This is a genomic window from Methylobacterium thuringiense (assembly GCF_022179645.1).
GTDB lineage: Bacteria > Pseudomonadota > Alphaproteobacteria > Rhizobiales > Beijerinckiaceae > Methylobacterium > Methylobacterium thuringiense.
The window spans coordinates 70423-86393 of sequence record NZ_BPRA01000004.1 but is presented as its reverse complement, the minus strand read 5'-3'; the positions used below and the strand labels follow the sequence as shown (position 1 = coordinate 86393).

The following is a 15971-nucleotide window of genomic DNA, read 5'->3' as shown; positions in this document are numbered from 1 at the left end:
CGCTCCACCGCTTCTACGGCACCAGCTTCGGCCGCCGGGCGATCCGCAGACCGCTCACCTTCAGCCCTTCTCCGGGCTCACCCTCAACCCGAAACCAGAGGACCAGCCCAAGCGGGCGGAGGATGTCGTCAATCAGAAAGGCGAAGTGGATCGGGAGCTTCATGCAGGGTCTCGCCTTACCGCCCGCCGATGACCTGCAGCAACTCGTGCGCGAGCCGGCTGGCCAAGTCCGTGTCCACCGATCCGTAGAAAGCTTCGGCGCTCGCACCCGTGACCATCTCATCCGGGATGAAGAGTCCGGACCGCACGACATGGAAGCGATCCATGCTGGCGGTCTTGCTGCCGGCTCGTTCGAAGACCTGCCCGTTCCAGTTCGACTTCGTGACCCGCTTGGGCCACCAGCCTGCCTTCATGAAGGTGTGCGGGTAGATGGTCCGCTTGTTCCAGGGGGCCGCGCTGACGCCGGCCCTGGTCTCGCGCGCGCCGAAGTATTTCAGCCGGATGTTGCCGCCCTTGGACTGGATCACGTAGGCGAGGCCGCCGGCTCCGGCCTTGGTGATGCGCAGCGCCTTTCGGGTGGTGCTGATCTTGAGGCCCGTCTGCCCGGCAAGGGCGCGGACCATCTTGGTTCTAGCCTTGTCGCCCGTGTGGTTGATTGCTCGAGCGAGAGCGAGGGGCGCCTTGTTGCCGGCCGCTCCGATCAGATTGCCGATCTTCTCCAGCGCCGAAGCGTCGAGCGTGATCGAGAGGCCGCCGCTCATCGGGTCAGGCGAATCCTTGCGGCGGCGACACGGCCGGCGAGCGCGGAACGAACGTCTTGGACCGAGGTCCGCGCAACGAAGCCGGCCTGAGCAGCAGCAGAGCGTGCATCACCGTTGGCGATGGCCCTGGTGGCGGTGACGATGGCGGATCGACGTTCGGCGCAGCGGCAGCCCATGGCGATCAGAGCCCCGATTTTAGTGCGGCGCCGACCTTGAACGCGATGCGCTTGCCAGCGGGAATGTCGATCTCGGCGCCGGTGGCGGGATTGCGACCCTTGCGAGCCTTGGTCTCGTGGACACGGAACGAGCCCATCCCATGCAGGACGGCTTCACCCTTGGTCTGAAGCTCGGCGTGCATGACCTTGGGTAGGGCAGCGAGGATCTTCTCGGCGTCCGCTGCGGACAGGCCGGGCGCTTCGTGGACGAGAGCCTTGGCGAGGTCGGAACGGTTCATGGATCAGCCTAACGGATAGCGCTCGACCGTTCCGTTGATACGGAAGACGGTGGCGTGGAAGGGTGAGGACTTCGGGGCGGGCTCGGGCTCACAAGTGATCGGCTTCGGTGTCTCGTCCTTCGCCGCGCTCAGGCGCTGGCAGAAGGCGATGGTGTTGCGGACTGCGAGATCGTCGGAGGGGTGAGCGATCATGTCGGGCGCCCTGGTCAATAGCCCACGTGGAGGCGGGAGTGATCGCCGGTGGGGCGGGCGAAGCCGAGGCGGATGAGGAGACGGCGCCAGAGCATTAGGCGGGCTCGTAACTATCGGCGAAGATAGGTGCCGGGCATGGATAAATATCGCCTCGAACGCCTCGGATGATTGCGTCGCCGGGATGGGCTTGTCTGGCACCCATGCGAGTGCCGATCCATAAGGTTTCAGCGTCAAGCCAAGCGTGGCCTAATGCTGGCTGACCGGGCCACTTTTCGTGGCCGACATCACGGCTAATTCGCGGCATCCAGTCGGGCAGTTCGGTGCTGCGACCGTCCCACTGAAAAGCGTCTACGATCAGCGGACGCTTACGGAACTTCATCCCGCATCCTCGCTCTGAGACGGCTCCGACGCCGGAAGGTGGAGGGGTTAGGCCGAGTTTATCCGCCGGGCAGGTAAACTGGGCTAAACTCGCTAAGGCCCTCGCCGTCTCAGGGGTATCGAAGGGGCCGGGCTCGAAACCGACTAAGGCAATTTGTTTCCTCAGGCCTCCCGCCGTGTCGTCCGGTGGAACCGAAGAACACAACGATCAGCAGCCATTTTGCCGGGGTGTCCGCACAATCGGCGGGTGATCGCCCTATCCCCGTTGGTTAGCGTGTCCTTCCACGCCGCCCTTCGATCTCTGTCCCCTCTCCGGGAGAGGCGAGGGGGAATAAAGCGCGAGGCAGCCAGTCAGACCGGAGCCTCGCGAGCCCGCAGCACGCTACGGGTGGGTGATCAAAATTGGTATGGGGCGGACGCTACGCTCCGGCTCACCCCATCTCGCCAGTCGTCAGGCCGTGGTTCCGAGCGACGCGCGAGGTTCGCTCTGGCCTTCGACCGGTGCGCGTCAGGGCGGCGGTCACTGACGACAGGTCTCTGATCTCTTCCCCCGGCGCGAGACGCGGTGCGGGGTGGAATTTGGGGGCAACTCTCCCGTCGCCTCGGTTCAAGCTCGTAGGGAGCGATCCGAGGCAACGATGACTGGCTCTGGCGGGGTTTCACCCTCGTAGGCCCGACATGCGTCTGAGGCTTTGCCTCGTGTCCGCGCATGCGATCGTGACGCGAACTATAGAGCCGGACGGTTTCGCGTCAAGCGCGCCTGAGTGCGATATTCTCCGGTCTCATGGGCCTGTCGAGGTTTTCAACGTCAGACAATGCGAGCTCTACCAGCCTCATCGCTCCCATAACCTCGGTCATGACGCGCACCTTGTTCTTTTCGTTGTCATTGACGGCGATGGTTTCGCGGCCAGCAAAGATGCCGCTGAGGACCGAGATGCGCTCGCCGGCGGCAATCGGCTTCATGGCCTTCAGCCGCTCAATCTCCGCCTCGCACTTCTCGTGATACGCCACGAGCGCCGGGCGCTTCCGATCGTCGAACCAGCCCTCCCGCTCATCGTCCGCGAGCGGGATCAGCCCTCCCGGCTTGTTGTCTGCAGTCTGGATACGGAGAGGCATCGGCGCCGGCACGCCGCGGCTGCCGAGGATGCGGAGAATGCCAACGGCGGATTGCCCCCAGGCGTCACGCTCGAACACCGGAGACCAGTCCGGCTTAAGCGTCGGGTAGCGACCCAACGGGCCGTCCCTCCATTCGGGGCTGCTGAGATGGGCGAAGACGTAGCCGCGGAAGAGCGGAGATTGCAGCTCGGTATTGTAGAGGTCCTTGCCCTTGCGGCGCTTCTCCCAGTGCGTATTCGTCGGCACGTAGGTCGCGATGCCGTGGTCCGACAGACTGTCGGCGCAGCGGTATTCATTCTGCGGGACCGTCACGAGGCAGAACCAGCCAGACCCCGGCGCCTTCTCAATCACAGGCGGATTTCGCCGCTCCTCAAATGGGATCGGGATCTCTCCGTTCTTATCGACCTTCGGCTTGTGGTTGTCATTGTCCGCAACCTTGCCGCTGCGGGAGCCGTACATTTTCGCGCCCATGTTGTTTCCCTATATTGATCGACGAAGGGCGGCCTCAGAGACGCCCACATACCAGCGCCAACGCGGCGCCGCGGTCCAAGCCTTTGAGTTTCCGCTCTTCACGTAGCCGCGCACGATCTCGTCGGGGTCCGCACCAATGCTCCGGCAGTAGGACCGGGCCTCGTCTTCTGCGGATCGGTTCGTCAATTCGAACAAGGCTCTCGTCCTCAAGCTATGCGAATGTCGGGTCAATTACCGGATAGACGCCTCAATGCGCTTTACAATACGATCGACTTGATCGACGCGTTTTAGAATTTCAGAGCCCTTGGCTGAAAGGGCCTCAATTTCTTTTCGAAAATCCTCTTTGTCTAATGTGAGAGCTTTTGCAGCCTCGATTGCGAGTTTTAGTTCCTCGCTGAAATTGGGTCCGAAGTTCTCATCCCTGATTGTTGAGACCCAGGCTCGCGGAATGCCAAGGTCAGCAGCTACTCGCTCATCCGTCCAGCCAGCAGAGTAACCCAATCGTTCGTCGAGGTAGACCTCTTCAAGTTTAAGAAATATAAGCCGGCGATGCTCTCGCGTCATTTCCCGAGGTGCATCAGCTGTATGCGTCGATGACTTTAGAGCATCGGGCCAAGAGCCACGCTCGGTTTTAGCTTCGCCGATTCGCCCGCTTGCTGTACTGGCTTTATTCACATCGGCCTCCTTTGTTGTAACGGCGTGTATCTTATTTCGGCGCGCCTCCTGCTCTCGATTCAGGCAGGCGGGACAAAGGTCGTCTCGACCATCATGTCGCTTCCCGACCCGCCAACCTTTGTCCTCGAACTTTTTCGGGACCTGTTCTTGGGCAATACCCGAACCGAAGTTCATTCGCCCAAGGGCTTCGCCGCAGCCGCAGGATCCGCAAGTCAAGCGGTAGCGCTGGGCGACCTGTCCCTCGTCACGGACGGTGACTTCGGCGAAGTGACGCTGGCTCATGCGAGGGCGAACTCCTCGGCGAGGCGCGCGAGGCCCTTCGGCGTAATGCGGACCTGGGTGCAGGTGCGCTCGGTGCTGTCGCCGCGGGTGATGACCTTGACCTTGTGCTCGAGGAGGCCGGTCTGCACTCGGTTCTGGTAGCCGAGGTAATCGGTGCAGCCGGTACGCTGGTAGATCCAGGCGTTCGACCGGAGGAACGAGAACAGTAGCTTCGGCTGGATCTGCAGGTTCTTCGCGGCGTCCGTGATGCAGAGCGAACCGTCAGCCTCGGCGATGCGGGCGTAGGCGTCGACCTTGGGCGCCTGGGCAGCGATGGTGCCGGCCTGCGCCTCGAGCTGCGCAGCCTGATCCGCCGCGAGGCGTAGGGCCTCGACAAAGTTCGTCGGGACCGCCGGCGCAACAGCCTTGGCGCGCCGCTCGCACGCGAGGAAGTACCGACGCGTCGCCCGGCCGATCTCGTTGTTCTCGACCATGGCGATCTCCTTCGCCATCTCGATCGACAGGGCGTACTCGGTCCGAGCGCCTCGATTTCCCGCTCCCCCGTTTTGGGGAGCGGCCTCAATGGTCACAAAGTCGACGTGTGGCGTGAAGTCGAAGCGCGCGATGCGGTCCTTGATCCATGTTGCGAAGTCGCGGCCGACCTCCAGGGTTCGATGAAGCTCGCGCGCATCGACGGTCTGGATCCGGTCGGCGCCGATGACGCCTTCGCGGATAACGGGGAAGCGGCTAGTCGTGGTGTCGGTCATCTCGCTGTCTCCGGATTGCTGGGGTGGTCCGAAGGCGATGGGGCTGGTGCTGCCAGGCTGTGGCCCCATCGCCGGCTTCATTGAGGGCGTCTCGGCCCTCGCATAATGAAGGGCCGGCCGGTGGGGGCGGGACGGTGAACACCCGCGCCCGATGCGCCGGGCACCACGACCCATGCGGATTCCCCGGCCCGATCGGCGCCGGCTCGCCGCAGAACAGGTGCCGACCGCCTTCCTCGGCGCAGGGCCACTTGCACTGGCCGGTCGAGCGCATATCGGCGAGCGTCCAGCGGCCGGAGCGCGGGTCGGTCGAGGTGGGCGCGGGCGGCGGCGTAACGTTCGGCGGCGCGCGGAACGGCAGGGCTTCGACGGGAGCCGACACCGGCGTCCGAGCGGCCAGCGTGGCCTTCGGTACAGTCGGAGCCCTGGTGCCGCCGCCTTGACCCGACAGGCCCATCCTCGCCAGCTTGCGCAGGATGGCGCGCCGCGTGATGGCCTGGCCGGTCTGCTGGCTCAGCGTCGTGGCGATAGCCTCGGCCGTCTGGCCTTCGGTGGTCCAGAGCGCGCGCAACCGGCTGACGATCGCAGGATCACGCCAGACGCCCCTGCCCTCGACCGCGACGTCTGCGGGCTTCGCGACCTGTACGCCGCCGAGTCCGACCAGCCCGAGGCGATTGATCTTCGACATGACGGCGCTTCGGGTGACGCGCTGGCCTGCGGTCTCGCTCAGGGCACCGGCGATTTCTCCACCGGTAGAGCCGGAGGCCCAGAGCTTCTGGAGGCGATCGGTGGCGCCGGCTGACCAAATGTCGGGCTGGGCCGCGGCGCGTGGCGGCGCGGTTTCGGCTTCGGAGATCGCGGCGTGGTCGTGCATGGGCGCGGCCTTGGTGGCGAGGGTTGTTGCGGGCATCAGGCGGCGGCCTCCGAATCCTGCTGGGCGTCGACGTCTGTGGTCGCTTCCTCGGCCTCGCGGATCTCCCGGCGCGCCTGGCGCGAGGCGAGGTCGGACACGGCGGCCGGGCTGATGGTGGGCTTCGGCGGTTCCGGTGCAGCCTTGGCCGGCATCCGTGCGCGCGCCGTAGTCTCGGCCACGAACTCGGCGTGCCGCGCCGCGATCTTGGCTTGGTCCGCTTCTGTCGGGCTCGCGTAGACCTCGGCGTCGAGGATGAGGGCGATGCGGCCGCGCTCGGCCAGGGTGTCGGCGATTACCAGCCGGCACTCGTGCGCCACCTCGGCCGGCATCGGCGCGTAGGTCCGGTTGCCGAGGCGGCCATCCATGAACCGCTGGCACACCCGCTCGACGACCGGCTCGGGGAAGGGCCGCAGGATGGAGATGTACCCCTTGATCGCGTCGTCACCGGCGTTGTTGGCGATGACGAGGTTGCCGCGCATCAGCTCCACCGCACGGACGATGGCCGCGTCGCGTGATGGGCTCAGCCACCGGTCGATGTCCTCGACGCGCGCCTGCAGCACGTCGCGCTCTTCGTCAGTGGGGGCGAGGCGGGAAGCCAAGGCGCGGCGGCGCCAGTCGGAGCCGTCCTCCAGGCGGTTCGTGAAGGTCCGAACGAGCGTGTCCGTTCTGGGGTCTGCTGGCGCCAAAGTGCCCTTCGGCGTCAGCTTCGCTAGGGTCCTGGTCATGCCTGTCCTCCGAAAGCTCGAGGTGCGCTTGCCGGGCGCGGTCGAGGGCGCGTTGCTGGGGCGATTGCGGCGGTCCGCCAGGGGAAGCGCGGGCCTGCTGGCGCTCGCGCTCCCGGATCGGGCTGTTCAGCCAGGTGCGCCAAGCCGCCGGCCAGTCTGCGAAGGCGCTGTCGAGCTTGAGGTGGTAGTCACGGAACCGCTGCCACTGAGCACGGATCTCCGCACCGTCGAGCCCTGCGGACTCCGCATCTGCAAGCTGCCGGTCGCTCGGCTGCGTGTCTTCGCTGATAGTCGTCCGAGGCTTGCTGCCTTTGCGGCTCGCGGCACGAAGGGGTTTACCCCCTGAGTGTTCTACCTCTTCTCTAATCTTCTCTTCTCTGCTTCGCGGCGTTGAAGCAATTGCTTCGCCCCGATCGTTATCCAGCAATGGCTTAGCGCGGCTCGCTCCGCTAGCGGTCCCGCCTCGCTCGCCTGCCGCTCGACGAGCGCTCGATACTCGCTCGCGATCCGCTAGCTCTTCGGTCACCCTTCGGTTGACCAGCGCTCCGCCGGATGTGACCGCGATCTTGCCCAGGCCGATAAGCTGATTGACCAGCGTCACTGCCTTCGTGTTTCCGCAGCGGAAGATGCTCTGCAGGAAGCGGGTCGAGTTCGGGACCGGGCCGCCGGCGTCGTACATCGCGTGGCAGAGGCGCAGGTAGGCCGCCTCCTGCTCCAGGGTGAGTTCGACAGTACCCAGGTTCCAGGCGCGGAAGTCCATCTTGTAGAATTCGCCCTTCATGGCTGGGCTACTCCGCAGCCTGGAGGGTGCGGAATTCGACTGGAGCGTCGAACTTGCCGACCTCGTTGCCGAAGGCGTCCCAGCCGGGGCGTTTCTCGCGCGCGAACATCTCGAGGCGCGGGCCGGGGATGCGGGCCTCGATCTCGGCGTGCAGATTCGGCGGCTTCCGACTGTGCTCGCGCCGAGGCTCGATCATCACACCCGGAAACGGCCTGCCCTTGATGCTGTGCGGCGTGCCGGATTTGAGGATGATGACGTATTCGGCGTTGCCGGCGACCTCGAGGCCCGTGCCGCGGGCGATCGACGACCGGCAGAAGAACAGCGGCTCACCCGACGACCACAGCTTGACCCAGGGGAAGCACGACGAGTAGCGCAGCCGGTACGCCCTACAGATCTCGTCGACCCGGCACATGTGCGGGGCTGACATCCAGATGAAGACGCGGGCGCCGTCGGGGTGCAGCAGGTCGCGCACCGGCAGGGCCAGGATCTCGGGCCACGTCATGCGCGGATAGTGCTGCGGGCGGCTCTTCGTGCCAGCGACAAACTTCGTCGGCGGATCGATGAGGACGACGCGGTAGTGTCGCTGCGGGTAGCCTGAAAGGCTGCTCAAGCGCGCGCCCTCCATTGCCGTACCCCGGCGACGGTCGCCGCGACGATCTCTTCAGCGGTAAAGCCGATGCGGCCGGCGACAGCGCACTCGTTGCAGCCGGCTCGGACGCGCCTCTTCCAGTTCGCAATGCGCGGCGGTCCGTCCGGGAAGCAGCACGAGCACCACAGGCCATTCCCCACGAGGAATCGGTCAGGCATCGGCTCGACCTCCCGCCTTTGGGTCCAGACGCAGGGCCTGCTGCTTGGCCAGGACGCGGCAGACGTCGGCTTCGCTCAGGATCTCGCCGCCCATGGTCAGGGCGACGGTGATGTCGATGGAGTCGAAGCCGTCGGCCCAGAGATCGGCGATCTCCTGCTCAAGGGCGGGATCGGTGTCGGCGGGGATTCGTGCGGCGGCCATCATCGACGCAGCCCCGCAATCATGGTCTCGACCTGTCCGACGGTCAGGCTGAGCTGTGCGGCGATGTAGGCGGGCGCCTGACCAGCCTTGGTGCGGAGCACGATCTCAGCCGCGTCGCCGTCCTCGACCGGGAGGGCGGTCAGGACCATGCGGATCTGCACGGCCTCGGTGCCGGGGAAGGCTTTGACGTTGCGGACGAAGCTCTGGCTGTCGTCGGCAATGATGCCGGCCTCGACCGCCGCATCGAGGCAGGGCTTGATGCGGTTGTCGGTGTCGCCCTTGAAGGGCGGCATGAAGATCTCGACGTCGCAAAGGCCTGCGATCCGGCCGGGCCGCGGGTTGGCGATGCTGATCCGCAGGACGGCGTCCTGGCGCCAAGCCCGGTACTTCGGAGTCTTGATGCGACGGCCGGACACGAAGGCGAACAGGGCGTTCGTCGTCGGCGGCAGCGGGAAGCGGAGCTCGACCTGCGGCACAATCCGGCGCTGCGCGTAGACCGGGCGCTGCTCCGGGCGCCGGTGGAGCGCCTCGGTGGCCTTCTGGCGCTTCTGGGCTGAGGGGGAGAGAGCCTGCATGGCTCAGATCTCGCCCAGAGCCTGAAGGTACATTTCGAGGATCGCCTCCTCCTCTTGGATCTCGGCGCGGTCCTTCTTTCTGCGACGCAGGATCGCCCGCACCGCTTTCACGTCGAAGCCTCGACCGCGGAGCTCCTGGAAGACCTCCTTGATGTCGCCGCCAATCCCCGTCTTCTCTTCTTCGAGGCGCTCAAGGCGCTCGATGAACTGGCGCAGCTCGTCGGCGGCGACGGCCTCAGACGTCGACGTGGCGGCTTGCTGATTTGCGGTGTTCGTGGTCATGTACTGGCGCTCCTGGCAGAGTGTTCTGCTGTGGCCGCCCGGTGCCTCGCTTTGCGGATGAGGCCCGGGCGGTTTTCGTTTGGGGGTTAGGCGGCGAGAGAGTTGCCGGCCGTGTCGGGCGCCGGGCCGCGGCCGCCGGGCACACCGAGGCCGGCGGCCTTCGCGAGCGCCGAGCGGGCCGCCGAATAGTTCGGCGCGACCATCGGGTAGTCGGACGGCAGGCCGTAGCGCTGGCGGTAGGTGTGCGGGTCGAGGCCGTGCGTGCCCAGGTGCCGCTTCATCGACTTGTAGGGCTTGCCGTCGACGAAGCTGATCAGCGCGTCGGGCGTGATCGACTTGCGGATCTGGGCCGGGGTCGGCTTCTCGATTTCCGCGGCCGCCTGGTCGGCCTCGACCACCGGCCGGCCCAGGCCGAAGATCGCCGCGTGCGTGTCGCGGATCAGCGCCGGCAGATCCCGCTGGCTCACCGCGTTGTGCGAGACGTAGGCGGTGACGATGTCGACCGTCAGCGCGACGAGAGGATTGAAGCTGGTGCCGTCGTCCCGGTGGGCCTGGGGCTGAAGGCGATGGACCTCGGACATGGTCGATGCTCCGATTGTTGAAGGCGGGATCCGCCCGCCGGCGGAAGTTCAGGCGTGGGCGCTGACGACAGCGGGAAGCTCGGGCTCGCGCCGCGGCACGCGCGGCTCGTTCGGCTCTGCTTCGGCGGCGAGCTTCTTCGCGTCGTCGATGACGAGGGCGCCGCGCTCGCGCAGGTGTTCGAAAGCCGTGATCGAGAGCAGGTAGTCGACCGCGATCGGCGCGAGCTCGCCCGTGGTCGCGTTGACGGCGCAGGGGTCGGCGATGACCAGCGCAATGCCGCCGGGCACGGCCGCGAGCGCGATGGTGACGGAGCGGCCGTCGGCCGTGGGCAGACGCAGGCCGGAGCCCGTGAGTTCGGGTTCGCGGGTCAAGACGCGACCTCCGCGATGCAATCGAGGGCGACTGAGAGCGCGCCGGCCGCACCACCGGCGCCGGTGCGCGTCAGGGCAGCGCGGAGGTCGTCCGCCGGGCATCCGCTCTGCAGCGCGAGCGATGCAGCGATGGCGCAGTCGCGGGCGAAGACGTCCGTCTGCGAGTCGAGCTTGCCGCCATTGAGGAACACCTCAGCAAGGCGGCCGTCGGCAAAGCGGGAGAAGCCGGCCGTGTAGTGGATGTTGTCGTGGAAGAACTCGACGATGGTCGAGTCCCGGCGACCGGGAAGGCGCTCGCGATCGGTCATGGGCGTCGCTCCCGTGTGTCGGTGCGATCGTCCTCGTTGCGATCCCAGAGGCGCGGATCCCATTCCCGGGCGCGGTCGTCGCAGAACCGAGAGGCGGCGAGCACGGGCGTCGCGAAGTCGCCGATCCAGAGCAGGACGACGGCAGCGCCGCGGAGAGCCGAAGCCGTGAGGCGAGCGATGATGGCTGAAATCACGCGCGGCCCTCCCGGACATCGGTGAGCTGCTGGCGAATCGATGCGGCGTGGCGCTCGAGGCGCGACTGCCGGCAGATGCGCGCGGCTTCCTGGAGCGAGTCCGGTGAAGCGTCGGGCGAGATGAAGCAGAACAGCTCCGGCCCGTAGACCTCGATCAGGCGGTGGTAGGCGTTGCCCGAAGGCGAAGACGCGCCCTCCAGCCACTTGCTGACCGTCTTGTGTGAGATGCCGGTGTCGGCCTCGACACACGACGCCGTCTTCGTCGCATGGATCCCACGTAGAAACTCAGCAATCCGCACTGCGAAAGTTTGGGGTTCGATTACCCCAATGTTTCGCAAGAACACCCCAGATTTTCGCATGACCTTCTCCGATGCTGTGTGCATCGAAGGGGTGCGGCCCAGGAGACCTTTGGAGGTGAAGGACACGGCGGACATCTCAGCGGAGCCCGGAATTGTTGACGGGATACGCACGACGAACAGCAGCGCGACCGCCGGCTTGGCGGCAGGGGCGGACGCGCGAGAGAGACGACAGGTCGAAGCCCGACGGCGCTTGGCGGCGCTGATCCGGGATGGGGTGGTTTGGTACGGCGAGGTCCGAAAAGGCCGGAGCACTGAGGCTCCGGCAGTCAGGGGAGGAAACGCTCGAGTTGAGCGTGCCCAGGTGGGCCTCGGACGCGCCGAGATGGCGCGAATGGACAATGGCGGCGCTCATGGCGCGCACCAAGCGATCGCCAGGAAGGCGACCGGCGCAGCTGCGATAAAGGCGACCAGCGCCCCCGCGAGCAGCGATCGGGTCCGGCTCGACATGGTCATCGCGTGACCTCGCGAGCGAGAGTCGGCAGCTCGCCGCGGCTGGCCTTGTCGTGCGCCATGCCGATGACGCTCGCGACGATGGCGAGCCACAAGGCGATCGAGATGCCGAAGCCGATGGCGATGCCCTTGGCGGGCGAGAGAGAGTGAGAGCGGCCGATCATGCCGCCGCTCCCGCGGTCTCGGGTTGGGGCGCGCGCTTGGCGGCGATCCGGGCCGCGGCCTTGGCGACGATCCGAGTCCACTCGTCGCGATCAGGGCGGCTGATGTGCTCGGGCCAAGCCGGACCGTCCTCTGGCCAATGGGCTGAGAAGTACGCCAGCACCTCGTCGTACTTGCGGGCTGTGAAGGTCTTCGACGGGTCGGCAATGTTCTCGAAGAACCGGCCGTCCCAAGCCGCCAGCCGACCAAGCGTCGTCAAGCTCAGGTCCTTCTCGTCAGCGAAGGCCTGGGCAACGAGCAGAAGATGGGCAGCCAGTTCGCGTTCCATGACGAACAGTAATGTAGGATGAATCCTACTTCGTCAATGGGGTACATCCCACTCGCGTTGTCGGAGGCCATGTTGGACAAAACCTACATGGCTGCAACACTCGCTCAGCGCGTCCAGGCGCGCTTGGATCACCTCAATCTCGGCCCGGTCGAGGCCGCGACCAAGGGCGACCTCGAGCGCACTTACATCCGAGACATCGTCAAGCCGGACGGCAAGAAGACCGTCACTTCCCGGCTCATGCCGAAGCTTGCCGCTGTGCTGCAGACCACGGCCGCCTATCTCAATGGCGAGACGGAGGACCCCAGCCTTCCGTCAGAGGCGGCGCCGAGCACTAGGGAGCTGATCACCGTGCCGAAGGTCGGACGGGTCGAAGCCGGTGAATTTCGCGAGGTGCTCGAATTCGACGATTCCGAGCGAGACTTCCTCCTCGAGCAGGCTGACGACGAGTTCCCGCGCGCTCGGATGTTTGCTCTCGACGTCGTCGGCGACTCGATGAACCGCTCAGAGCCACCGATCCCACCTGGCGCCGTCATCATCTGCGTGGATTTTGACGACACCGGCCTGCCGCTGATGGACGGCATGATCGTAGCGCTCGAGCGCACAAGGAACGGCGGCCTGACCCGCGAGTGGTCGGTGAAGGAAGTCGTGACCTACGATGATCGCAACGAGTTCCAGCCGCGCTCGACGGCAACCCGGCACGAGACGATCGTCGTTTACGATGACCCGGCAGCGAATGACGGCGTCGAGGTGAAGGTCATGGGGATCGTCCGCAGGATCTCCACACCGGTGCCTCGCAATAAGCCACGCCGCCGATAGGCGTTTCTCGGTATCGTCCACAGGCTGCAAAAATTTCGGCGCGCCGGGTCGGGGAAAGGATTCGACACGCCCGCAAATGAGAACGAAACTAGAACAAACCTGCTTGGGGGGAGCGTTCGATGTTTCACGAGGTCTCGACGGTGCGTGCCGCCTTCACCCTTCGCCTGCGGTGCCACAACTGCCTCAAGATCACGTGCCGCGAGCTGATCTCGCCCGACGTCGAAGATGCCCCAACCGACATTGATGAGCTGCTGGAGAGCGCATGGCTGCGTCGGCAGACGTTTGCCTGCGGCCAATGCGATAACCCGATTGCGACGATGGTCAGCATCCGCCAGGACGATGACCTCGAGCCCATCGCGTAGGTTTAATCCCACTTAATCATTGACAGTAGGATAGAACCCACTTAGCCTACCTCCATCGCCGCTCACCGAGCCGATGGAGCCGCCCCGTGTCCAAGATCAGACAGCCCCACATCACAACCGACGAAGGCAATATCGTCCTTCTCCCCTTCAAGTTCGAAATTTGCTCGTGCTGCTCGGGGCACGGCAAGTCTTCCGCTTATCTCGGCGCCTACACGTCCGACGAGATGGCCGATCAGGGGCCGGACTTCTTCGACGAGTACATGGCCGGCACCTACGATCGCACCTGCGATGCGTGCGACGGCGACGGCAAGGCGATGGTGGCTGACTACAGCCGCATGACTGCCCAGCAGATCCAGACCCTGGAAGACGACGAGCGCTTCGACGCTGAAGACGCCGCCTACTCCGAGGCCGAGCGTCGGATGGGGTGCTGAGCCATGGCCACCCGGATCGATCTCACCGCTATCGCGATCGGCCTTCTCGGCCTCATGATCACCGTCGGCGGCCCCGCCGTCGCTGTCGCCTGCGCTCGTGCAAACGGGTGGCTGTGATGTTCTGCGATCGCAACCTCACCGTCACTGCCGTTGCCGAGCGCTATGCCTACGGGCAGAGCCGCAAGAGCAGCCGGGCTCGCATCGCGCGCCAGAACGTGGCCGCCAAGCGCGAGCGGAACGCACGGGCTCAAGCGGTCTTCTTCGCCGCTGACGACCACGCCGGCCTCGTCGCCCGCGGCCGCGGCCTTCTGGAGCGCGAGCCGGCCGACCCAGTCGTCACCGTCAACGTCGGCCGCGCCCTCGCGGTCCTCGACAAGGCCGAGACCTCCTGGAAGCGACCGGGCCACGTCGTCGTCTGGATCAACACCGGAGACGCGGTTCTGCTGGGCAACGTGCTCCGGCGGCTCAACGGGTTCGTGCTGGGCCTCGACCGCCTTGACGAGATCGCCGGGCGCGTCCCGCCCGCCGGCACGGCCATCGAATGCCTGACGCCTGAGCTGATCGCCGCGATCGAGGCGCTGGACGCTGCCGGTGAGGCGCGCGCTGCCGCCATCCTCCGCACTGCGATGCTCGCGAGCACCACGTGCCGGCTTCACGTCGCTCCGGGTGATGCCGGGTGGCTTGCTGATGTCCTGCGGACCGTCGGTGCCCCGGGTCGCCTCGTAGCCGCGCTGGCGCCGATCGCTGCAGCAGCAGAGGGGAGCGCCGCCTGATGCCCTGGTCCCTCACCCCAAGCCACCACGGTATCGAGTTCATTCTGGACGACGATGATCAGATCGTCGGTCAAGTCGAGATCGATGCACGGGGGATCGCTTGGCACGTCAGCGCGTGCCCGGTCCGGTTTCCTAAAGGTGCCGTGCTCCCGGCGCGATTCTTCGGGTGCCCCGAGGCCTGGATCCCGAAGCGCGGCGATCTCCTGCGCTTCCTCGGGGTCCCGCTGCCGGGCTTCGCTGCATGCGACGCAGAGCCGGAACGGAGGGCAGCATGAACTCCCCTGCCCTCGCTCTCGCCAGCTTCGTGTTCGTCGGCCTGTCGGTCGGCGCCATCGCGGCCATTCCGCTGATCGTCCTTGAGCTCGACCGGCGGGAGCAACGCGCACGCCGCGGCCGCGCCGCTGGCCATGAGGTGCCGTGATGGAACAGGCGCTCGTCACCATCCCCGCGCAGACAGCGCTGCAGGCCTTCACCACCGATCGGGCGATCGACCCGTTCCTCGCCAAGGTCCGCGAGCAGATCGACGGCTTCACGGCCGACGTCAGCACGCCGAAGGGCCGGAAGGAGATCGCCTCCTTTGCGTTCCGGATCGCGCAGACTAAGGCGCGCCTCGAGGACGTCGGTAAGGCGCTCGCCGACGAGCAGAAGGCGATTCCTAAGAAGATCGACGCGAGCCGGAAGCTCGTCCGCGACACGCTCGACGGCTGGCGCGACGAGGTGCGGGCGCCGCTCACGCGATGGGAGGAGGCCGAGGCCGCTCGCGTCGCCGGGCACCGGGCGAGCATCGCCAGCGTGGCCCAGGCGGCCACTCCGCACGCGACTGTTGCGCTGACCCGAGAGGCTATCGCCGAGGTCGAGGCCTTCGTGATTGGCCCGGCCTGCCAGGAATTCGAGGCCGAGTACGCCCGCACGAAGGACGAGACGCTGCGGTCGCTGCGCGCCCAGGTCGTCGACCTGGAGCGGCGTGAGGCGGAGCAGGTCGAGCTCGTCCGGCTGCGCGCCGAGGCGGACGCACAGGCGGCCAGCGAGCGCGACGAGCGGATCCGCGCCGAGGCGGCGGAGGCCGAGCGGACCAAAGCGGCGCGGGCCGCGGAGGAGGAGCGTCTTCGCGTCGAGCGTGAGGCTGAGGCTGAGCGGGCGCGGGTCGAGGCTGCAGCCAAGGCCGAGCGCGATGCCGCCGAGCGCCGCGAGCGCGCGCTGCAGCAGGAAGCCGAGGACGCCCGCCGCCGCGCCGCAGAGGCCGAGCGGCAAGCCGCCGAAACCGAGCGCCGCCTGAGAGACGAAGCCGAGGCGAAGGCCCGACAGGAAGCCGCCGCCGCAGCCGCGCGCGAGGCGAACAAGCGTCGCTGCGCCCGGATCAACAACGAAGCCGTGGCCGCGCTCGTCGCCGGCGGCGTCGATCCGGAGAACGCGCGCGCCGCCATCGTCTTGATCGCCCGCCGGGCGGTCCCCCTCGTCACGATCCAATACTGAGGTGC

28 protein-coding genes are annotated in these 15971 nt (G+C 66.5%); 7 read left to right on the top strand and 21 right to left on the bottom strand.

Annotated features, from left to right (window positions below; all coding sequences use genetic code 11):
• Positions 1 to 13: 13 nt before the first annotated feature.
• The 21 genes from MFF07_RS05300 to MFF07_RS05200 all read right to left on the bottom strand — a co-directional run bounded on the left by MFF07_RS05300 (position 14) and on the right by MFF07_RS05200 (position 12111).
• Positions 14 to 163, bottom strand: a complete 150-nt coding sequence (locus MFF07_RS05300) for a hypothetical protein (protein ID WP_238230943.1) — start codon at positions 161 to 163, stop codon at positions 14 to 16.
• A 13-nt stretch (positions 164 to 176) separates the two neighbouring features.
• Entirely contained in the window at positions 177 to 761 is a 585-nt protein-coding gene (locus MFF07_RS05295; protein ID WP_238230941.1) for a phage tail protein, read from the bottom strand.
• A gap of 181 nt (positions 762 to 942) precedes the next feature.
• Positions 943 to 1215, bottom strand: coding sequence for an HU family DNA-binding protein (locus MFF07_RS05290; protein ID WP_238230939.1), 273 nt, complete (start codon positions 1213 to 1215; stop codon positions 943 to 945).
• 3 nt (positions 1216 to 1218) lie between these two features.
• The gene (locus tag MFF07_RS05285; RefSeq protein ID WP_238230937.1) at positions 1219 to 1407 is read right to left on the bottom strand and encodes a hypothetical protein; all 189 of its coding nucleotides are present in this window, start codon (positions 1405 to 1407) and stop codon (positions 1219 to 1221) included.
• Between the two features lie 1128 nt (positions 1408 to 2535).
• Positions 2536 to 3372 (bottom strand): transcription termination/antitermination protein NusG, encoded by an 837-nt coding sequence (nusG, locus tag MFF07_RS05280; protein WP_238230935.1) that lies wholly within the window; start codon positions 3370 to 3372, stop codon positions 2536 to 2538.
• 231 nt (positions 3373 to 3603) lie between these two features.
• Entirely contained in the window at positions 3604 to 4329 is a 726-nt protein-coding gene (locus tag MFF07_RS05275) for a hypothetical protein (protein ID WP_238230933.1), read from the bottom strand.
• Positions 4326 to 5075 carry a phage antirepressor KilAC domain-containing protein gene (locus MFF07_RS05270; protein ID WP_238230931.1) on the bottom strand — a complete coding sequence of 250 codons (750 nt, stop codon included), beginning with the start codon at positions 5073 to 5075 and terminating at the stop codon, positions 4326 to 4328. The genes MFF07_RS05275 and MFF07_RS05270 overlap by 4 nt, the downstream gene beginning before the upstream one ends.
• Positions 5056 to 5982, bottom strand: a complete 927-nt coding sequence (locus MFF07_RS05265; RefSeq protein ID WP_238230929.1) for a GcrA family cell cycle regulator — start codon at positions 5980 to 5982, stop codon at positions 5056 to 5058. Before MFF07_RS05265 ends, MFF07_RS05270 begins: the two co-directional genes overlap by 20 nt.
• Positions 5982 to 6545, bottom strand: a complete 564-nt coding sequence (locus tag MFF07_RS05260; protein WP_238230927.1) for a hypothetical protein — start codon at positions 6543 to 6545, stop codon at positions 5982 to 5984. The genes MFF07_RS05265 and MFF07_RS05260 overlap by 1 nt, the downstream gene beginning before the upstream one ends.
• A 13-nt stretch (positions 6546 to 6558) precedes the next feature.
• A complete protein-coding gene (locus MFF07_RS05255; protein ID WP_238230925.1) occupies positions 6559 to 7491 on the bottom strand; it encodes a DUF1376 domain-containing protein in 933 nt (310 codons plus the stop codon).
• Between the two features lie 7 nt (positions 7492 to 7498).
• Positions 7499 to 8101, bottom strand: coding sequence for an MT-A70 family methyltransferase (locus tag MFF07_RS05250; protein WP_238230922.1), 603 nt, complete (start codon positions 8099 to 8101; stop codon positions 7499 to 7501).
• A gap of 189 nt (positions 8102 to 8290) precedes the next feature.
• Entirely contained in the window at positions 8291 to 8503 is a 213-nt protein-coding gene (locus tag MFF07_RS05245; protein ID WP_238230919.1) for a hypothetical protein, read from the bottom strand.
• Positions 8500 to 9075 carry a RusA family crossover junction endodeoxyribonuclease gene (locus MFF07_RS05240; protein WP_238230916.1) on the bottom strand — a complete coding sequence of 192 codons (576 nt, stop codon included), beginning with the start codon at positions 9073 to 9075 and terminating at the stop codon, positions 8500 to 8502. Before MFF07_RS05240 ends, MFF07_RS05245 begins: the two co-directional genes overlap by 4 nt.
• 3 nt (positions 9076 to 9078) lie before the next feature.
• Entirely contained in the window at positions 9079 to 9357 is a 279-nt protein-coding gene (locus MFF07_RS05235) for a DUF2312 domain-containing protein (RefSeq protein WP_238230914.1), read from the bottom strand.
• 86 nt (positions 9358 to 9443) lie between these two features.
• On the bottom strand, positions 9444 to 9938 hold the full coding sequence (locus tag MFF07_RS05230) for a Ros/MucR family transcriptional regulator (protein ID WP_238230912.1): 495 nt from the start codon (positions 9936 to 9938) through the stop codon (positions 9444 to 9446).
• Positions 9939 to 9986: 48 nt separating this feature from the next.
• Positions 9987 to 10310, bottom strand: coding sequence for a hypothetical protein (locus MFF07_RS05225; protein ID WP_147814833.1), 324 nt, complete (start codon positions 10308 to 10310; stop codon positions 9987 to 9989).
• On the bottom strand, positions 10307 to 10618 hold the full coding sequence (locus MFF07_RS05220; protein ID WP_238230910.1) for a TSCPD domain-containing protein: 312 nt from the start codon (positions 10616 to 10618) through the stop codon (positions 10307 to 10309). Before MFF07_RS05220 ends, MFF07_RS05225 begins: the two co-directional genes overlap by 4 nt.
• Positions 10615 to 10812, bottom strand: a complete 198-nt coding sequence (locus MFF07_RS05215) for a hypothetical protein (protein WP_238230908.1) — start codon at positions 10810 to 10812, stop codon at positions 10615 to 10617. The genes MFF07_RS05220 and MFF07_RS05215 overlap by 4 nt, the downstream gene beginning before the upstream one ends.
• On the bottom strand, positions 10809 to 11237 hold the full coding sequence (locus MFF07_RS05210; protein ID WP_238230906.1) for a hypothetical protein: 429 nt from the start codon (positions 11235 to 11237) through the stop codon (positions 10809 to 10811). Before MFF07_RS05210 ends, MFF07_RS05215 begins: the two co-directional genes overlap by 4 nt.
• A 383-nt stretch (positions 11238 to 11620) precedes the next feature.
• Positions 11621 to 11785, bottom strand: a complete 165-nt coding sequence (locus MFF07_RS05205) for a hypothetical protein (RefSeq protein ID WP_238230904.1) — start codon at positions 11783 to 11785, stop codon at positions 11621 to 11623.
• Positions 11782 to 12111 carry a hypothetical protein gene (locus MFF07_RS05200; RefSeq protein WP_238230902.1) on the bottom strand — a complete coding sequence of 110 codons (330 nt, stop codon included), beginning with the start codon at positions 12109 to 12111 and terminating at the stop codon, positions 11782 to 11784. Before MFF07_RS05200 ends, MFF07_RS05205 begins: the two co-directional genes overlap by 4 nt.
• 69 nt (positions 12112 to 12180) lie before the next feature.
• Between MFF07_RS05200 and MFF07_RS05195 the strand changes: the two genes are divergently transcribed.
• The 7 genes from MFF07_RS05195 (at position 12181) to MFF07_RS05165 (ending at position 15966) form a co-directional block, all read left to right on the top strand.
• Entirely contained in the window at positions 12181 to 12927 is a 747-nt protein-coding gene (locus MFF07_RS05195) for a LexA family protein (RefSeq protein ID WP_238230901.1), read from the top strand.
• Between the two features lie 119 nt (positions 12928 to 13046).
• Positions 13047 to 13289: a hypothetical protein gene (locus MFF07_RS05190; protein ID WP_238230898.1), complete on the top strand. Its 243-nt coding sequence runs from the start codon at positions 13047 to 13049 to the stop codon at positions 13287 to 13289.
• 86 nt (positions 13290 to 13375) lie between these two features.
• Entirely contained in the window at positions 13376 to 13720 is a 345-nt protein-coding gene (locus MFF07_RS05185; protein WP_238230896.1) for a hypothetical protein, read from the top strand.
• A 116-nt stretch (positions 13721 to 13836) separates the two neighbouring features.
• A complete protein-coding gene (locus MFF07_RS05180; RefSeq protein WP_238230894.1) occupies positions 13837 to 14493 on the top strand; it encodes a hypothetical protein in 657 nt (218 codons plus the stop codon).
• Positions 14493 to 14768: a hypothetical protein gene (locus MFF07_RS05175; protein WP_238230892.1), complete on the top strand. Its 276-nt coding sequence runs from the start codon at positions 14493 to 14495 to the stop codon at positions 14766 to 14768. The genes MFF07_RS05180 and MFF07_RS05175 overlap by 1 nt, the downstream gene beginning before the upstream one ends.
• Entirely contained in the window at positions 14765 to 14914 is a 150-nt protein-coding gene (locus MFF07_RS05170; protein ID WP_238230890.1) for a hypothetical protein, read from the top strand. The genes MFF07_RS05175 and MFF07_RS05170 overlap by 4 nt, the downstream gene beginning before the upstream one ends.
• Positions 14914 to 15966 (top strand): hypothetical protein, encoded by a 1053-nt coding sequence (locus tag MFF07_RS05165; protein ID WP_238230888.1) that lies wholly within the window; start codon positions 14914 to 14916, stop codon positions 15964 to 15966. Before MFF07_RS05170 ends, MFF07_RS05165 begins: the two co-directional genes overlap by 1 nt.
• Positions 15967 to 15971 lie beyond the last annotated feature (5 nt).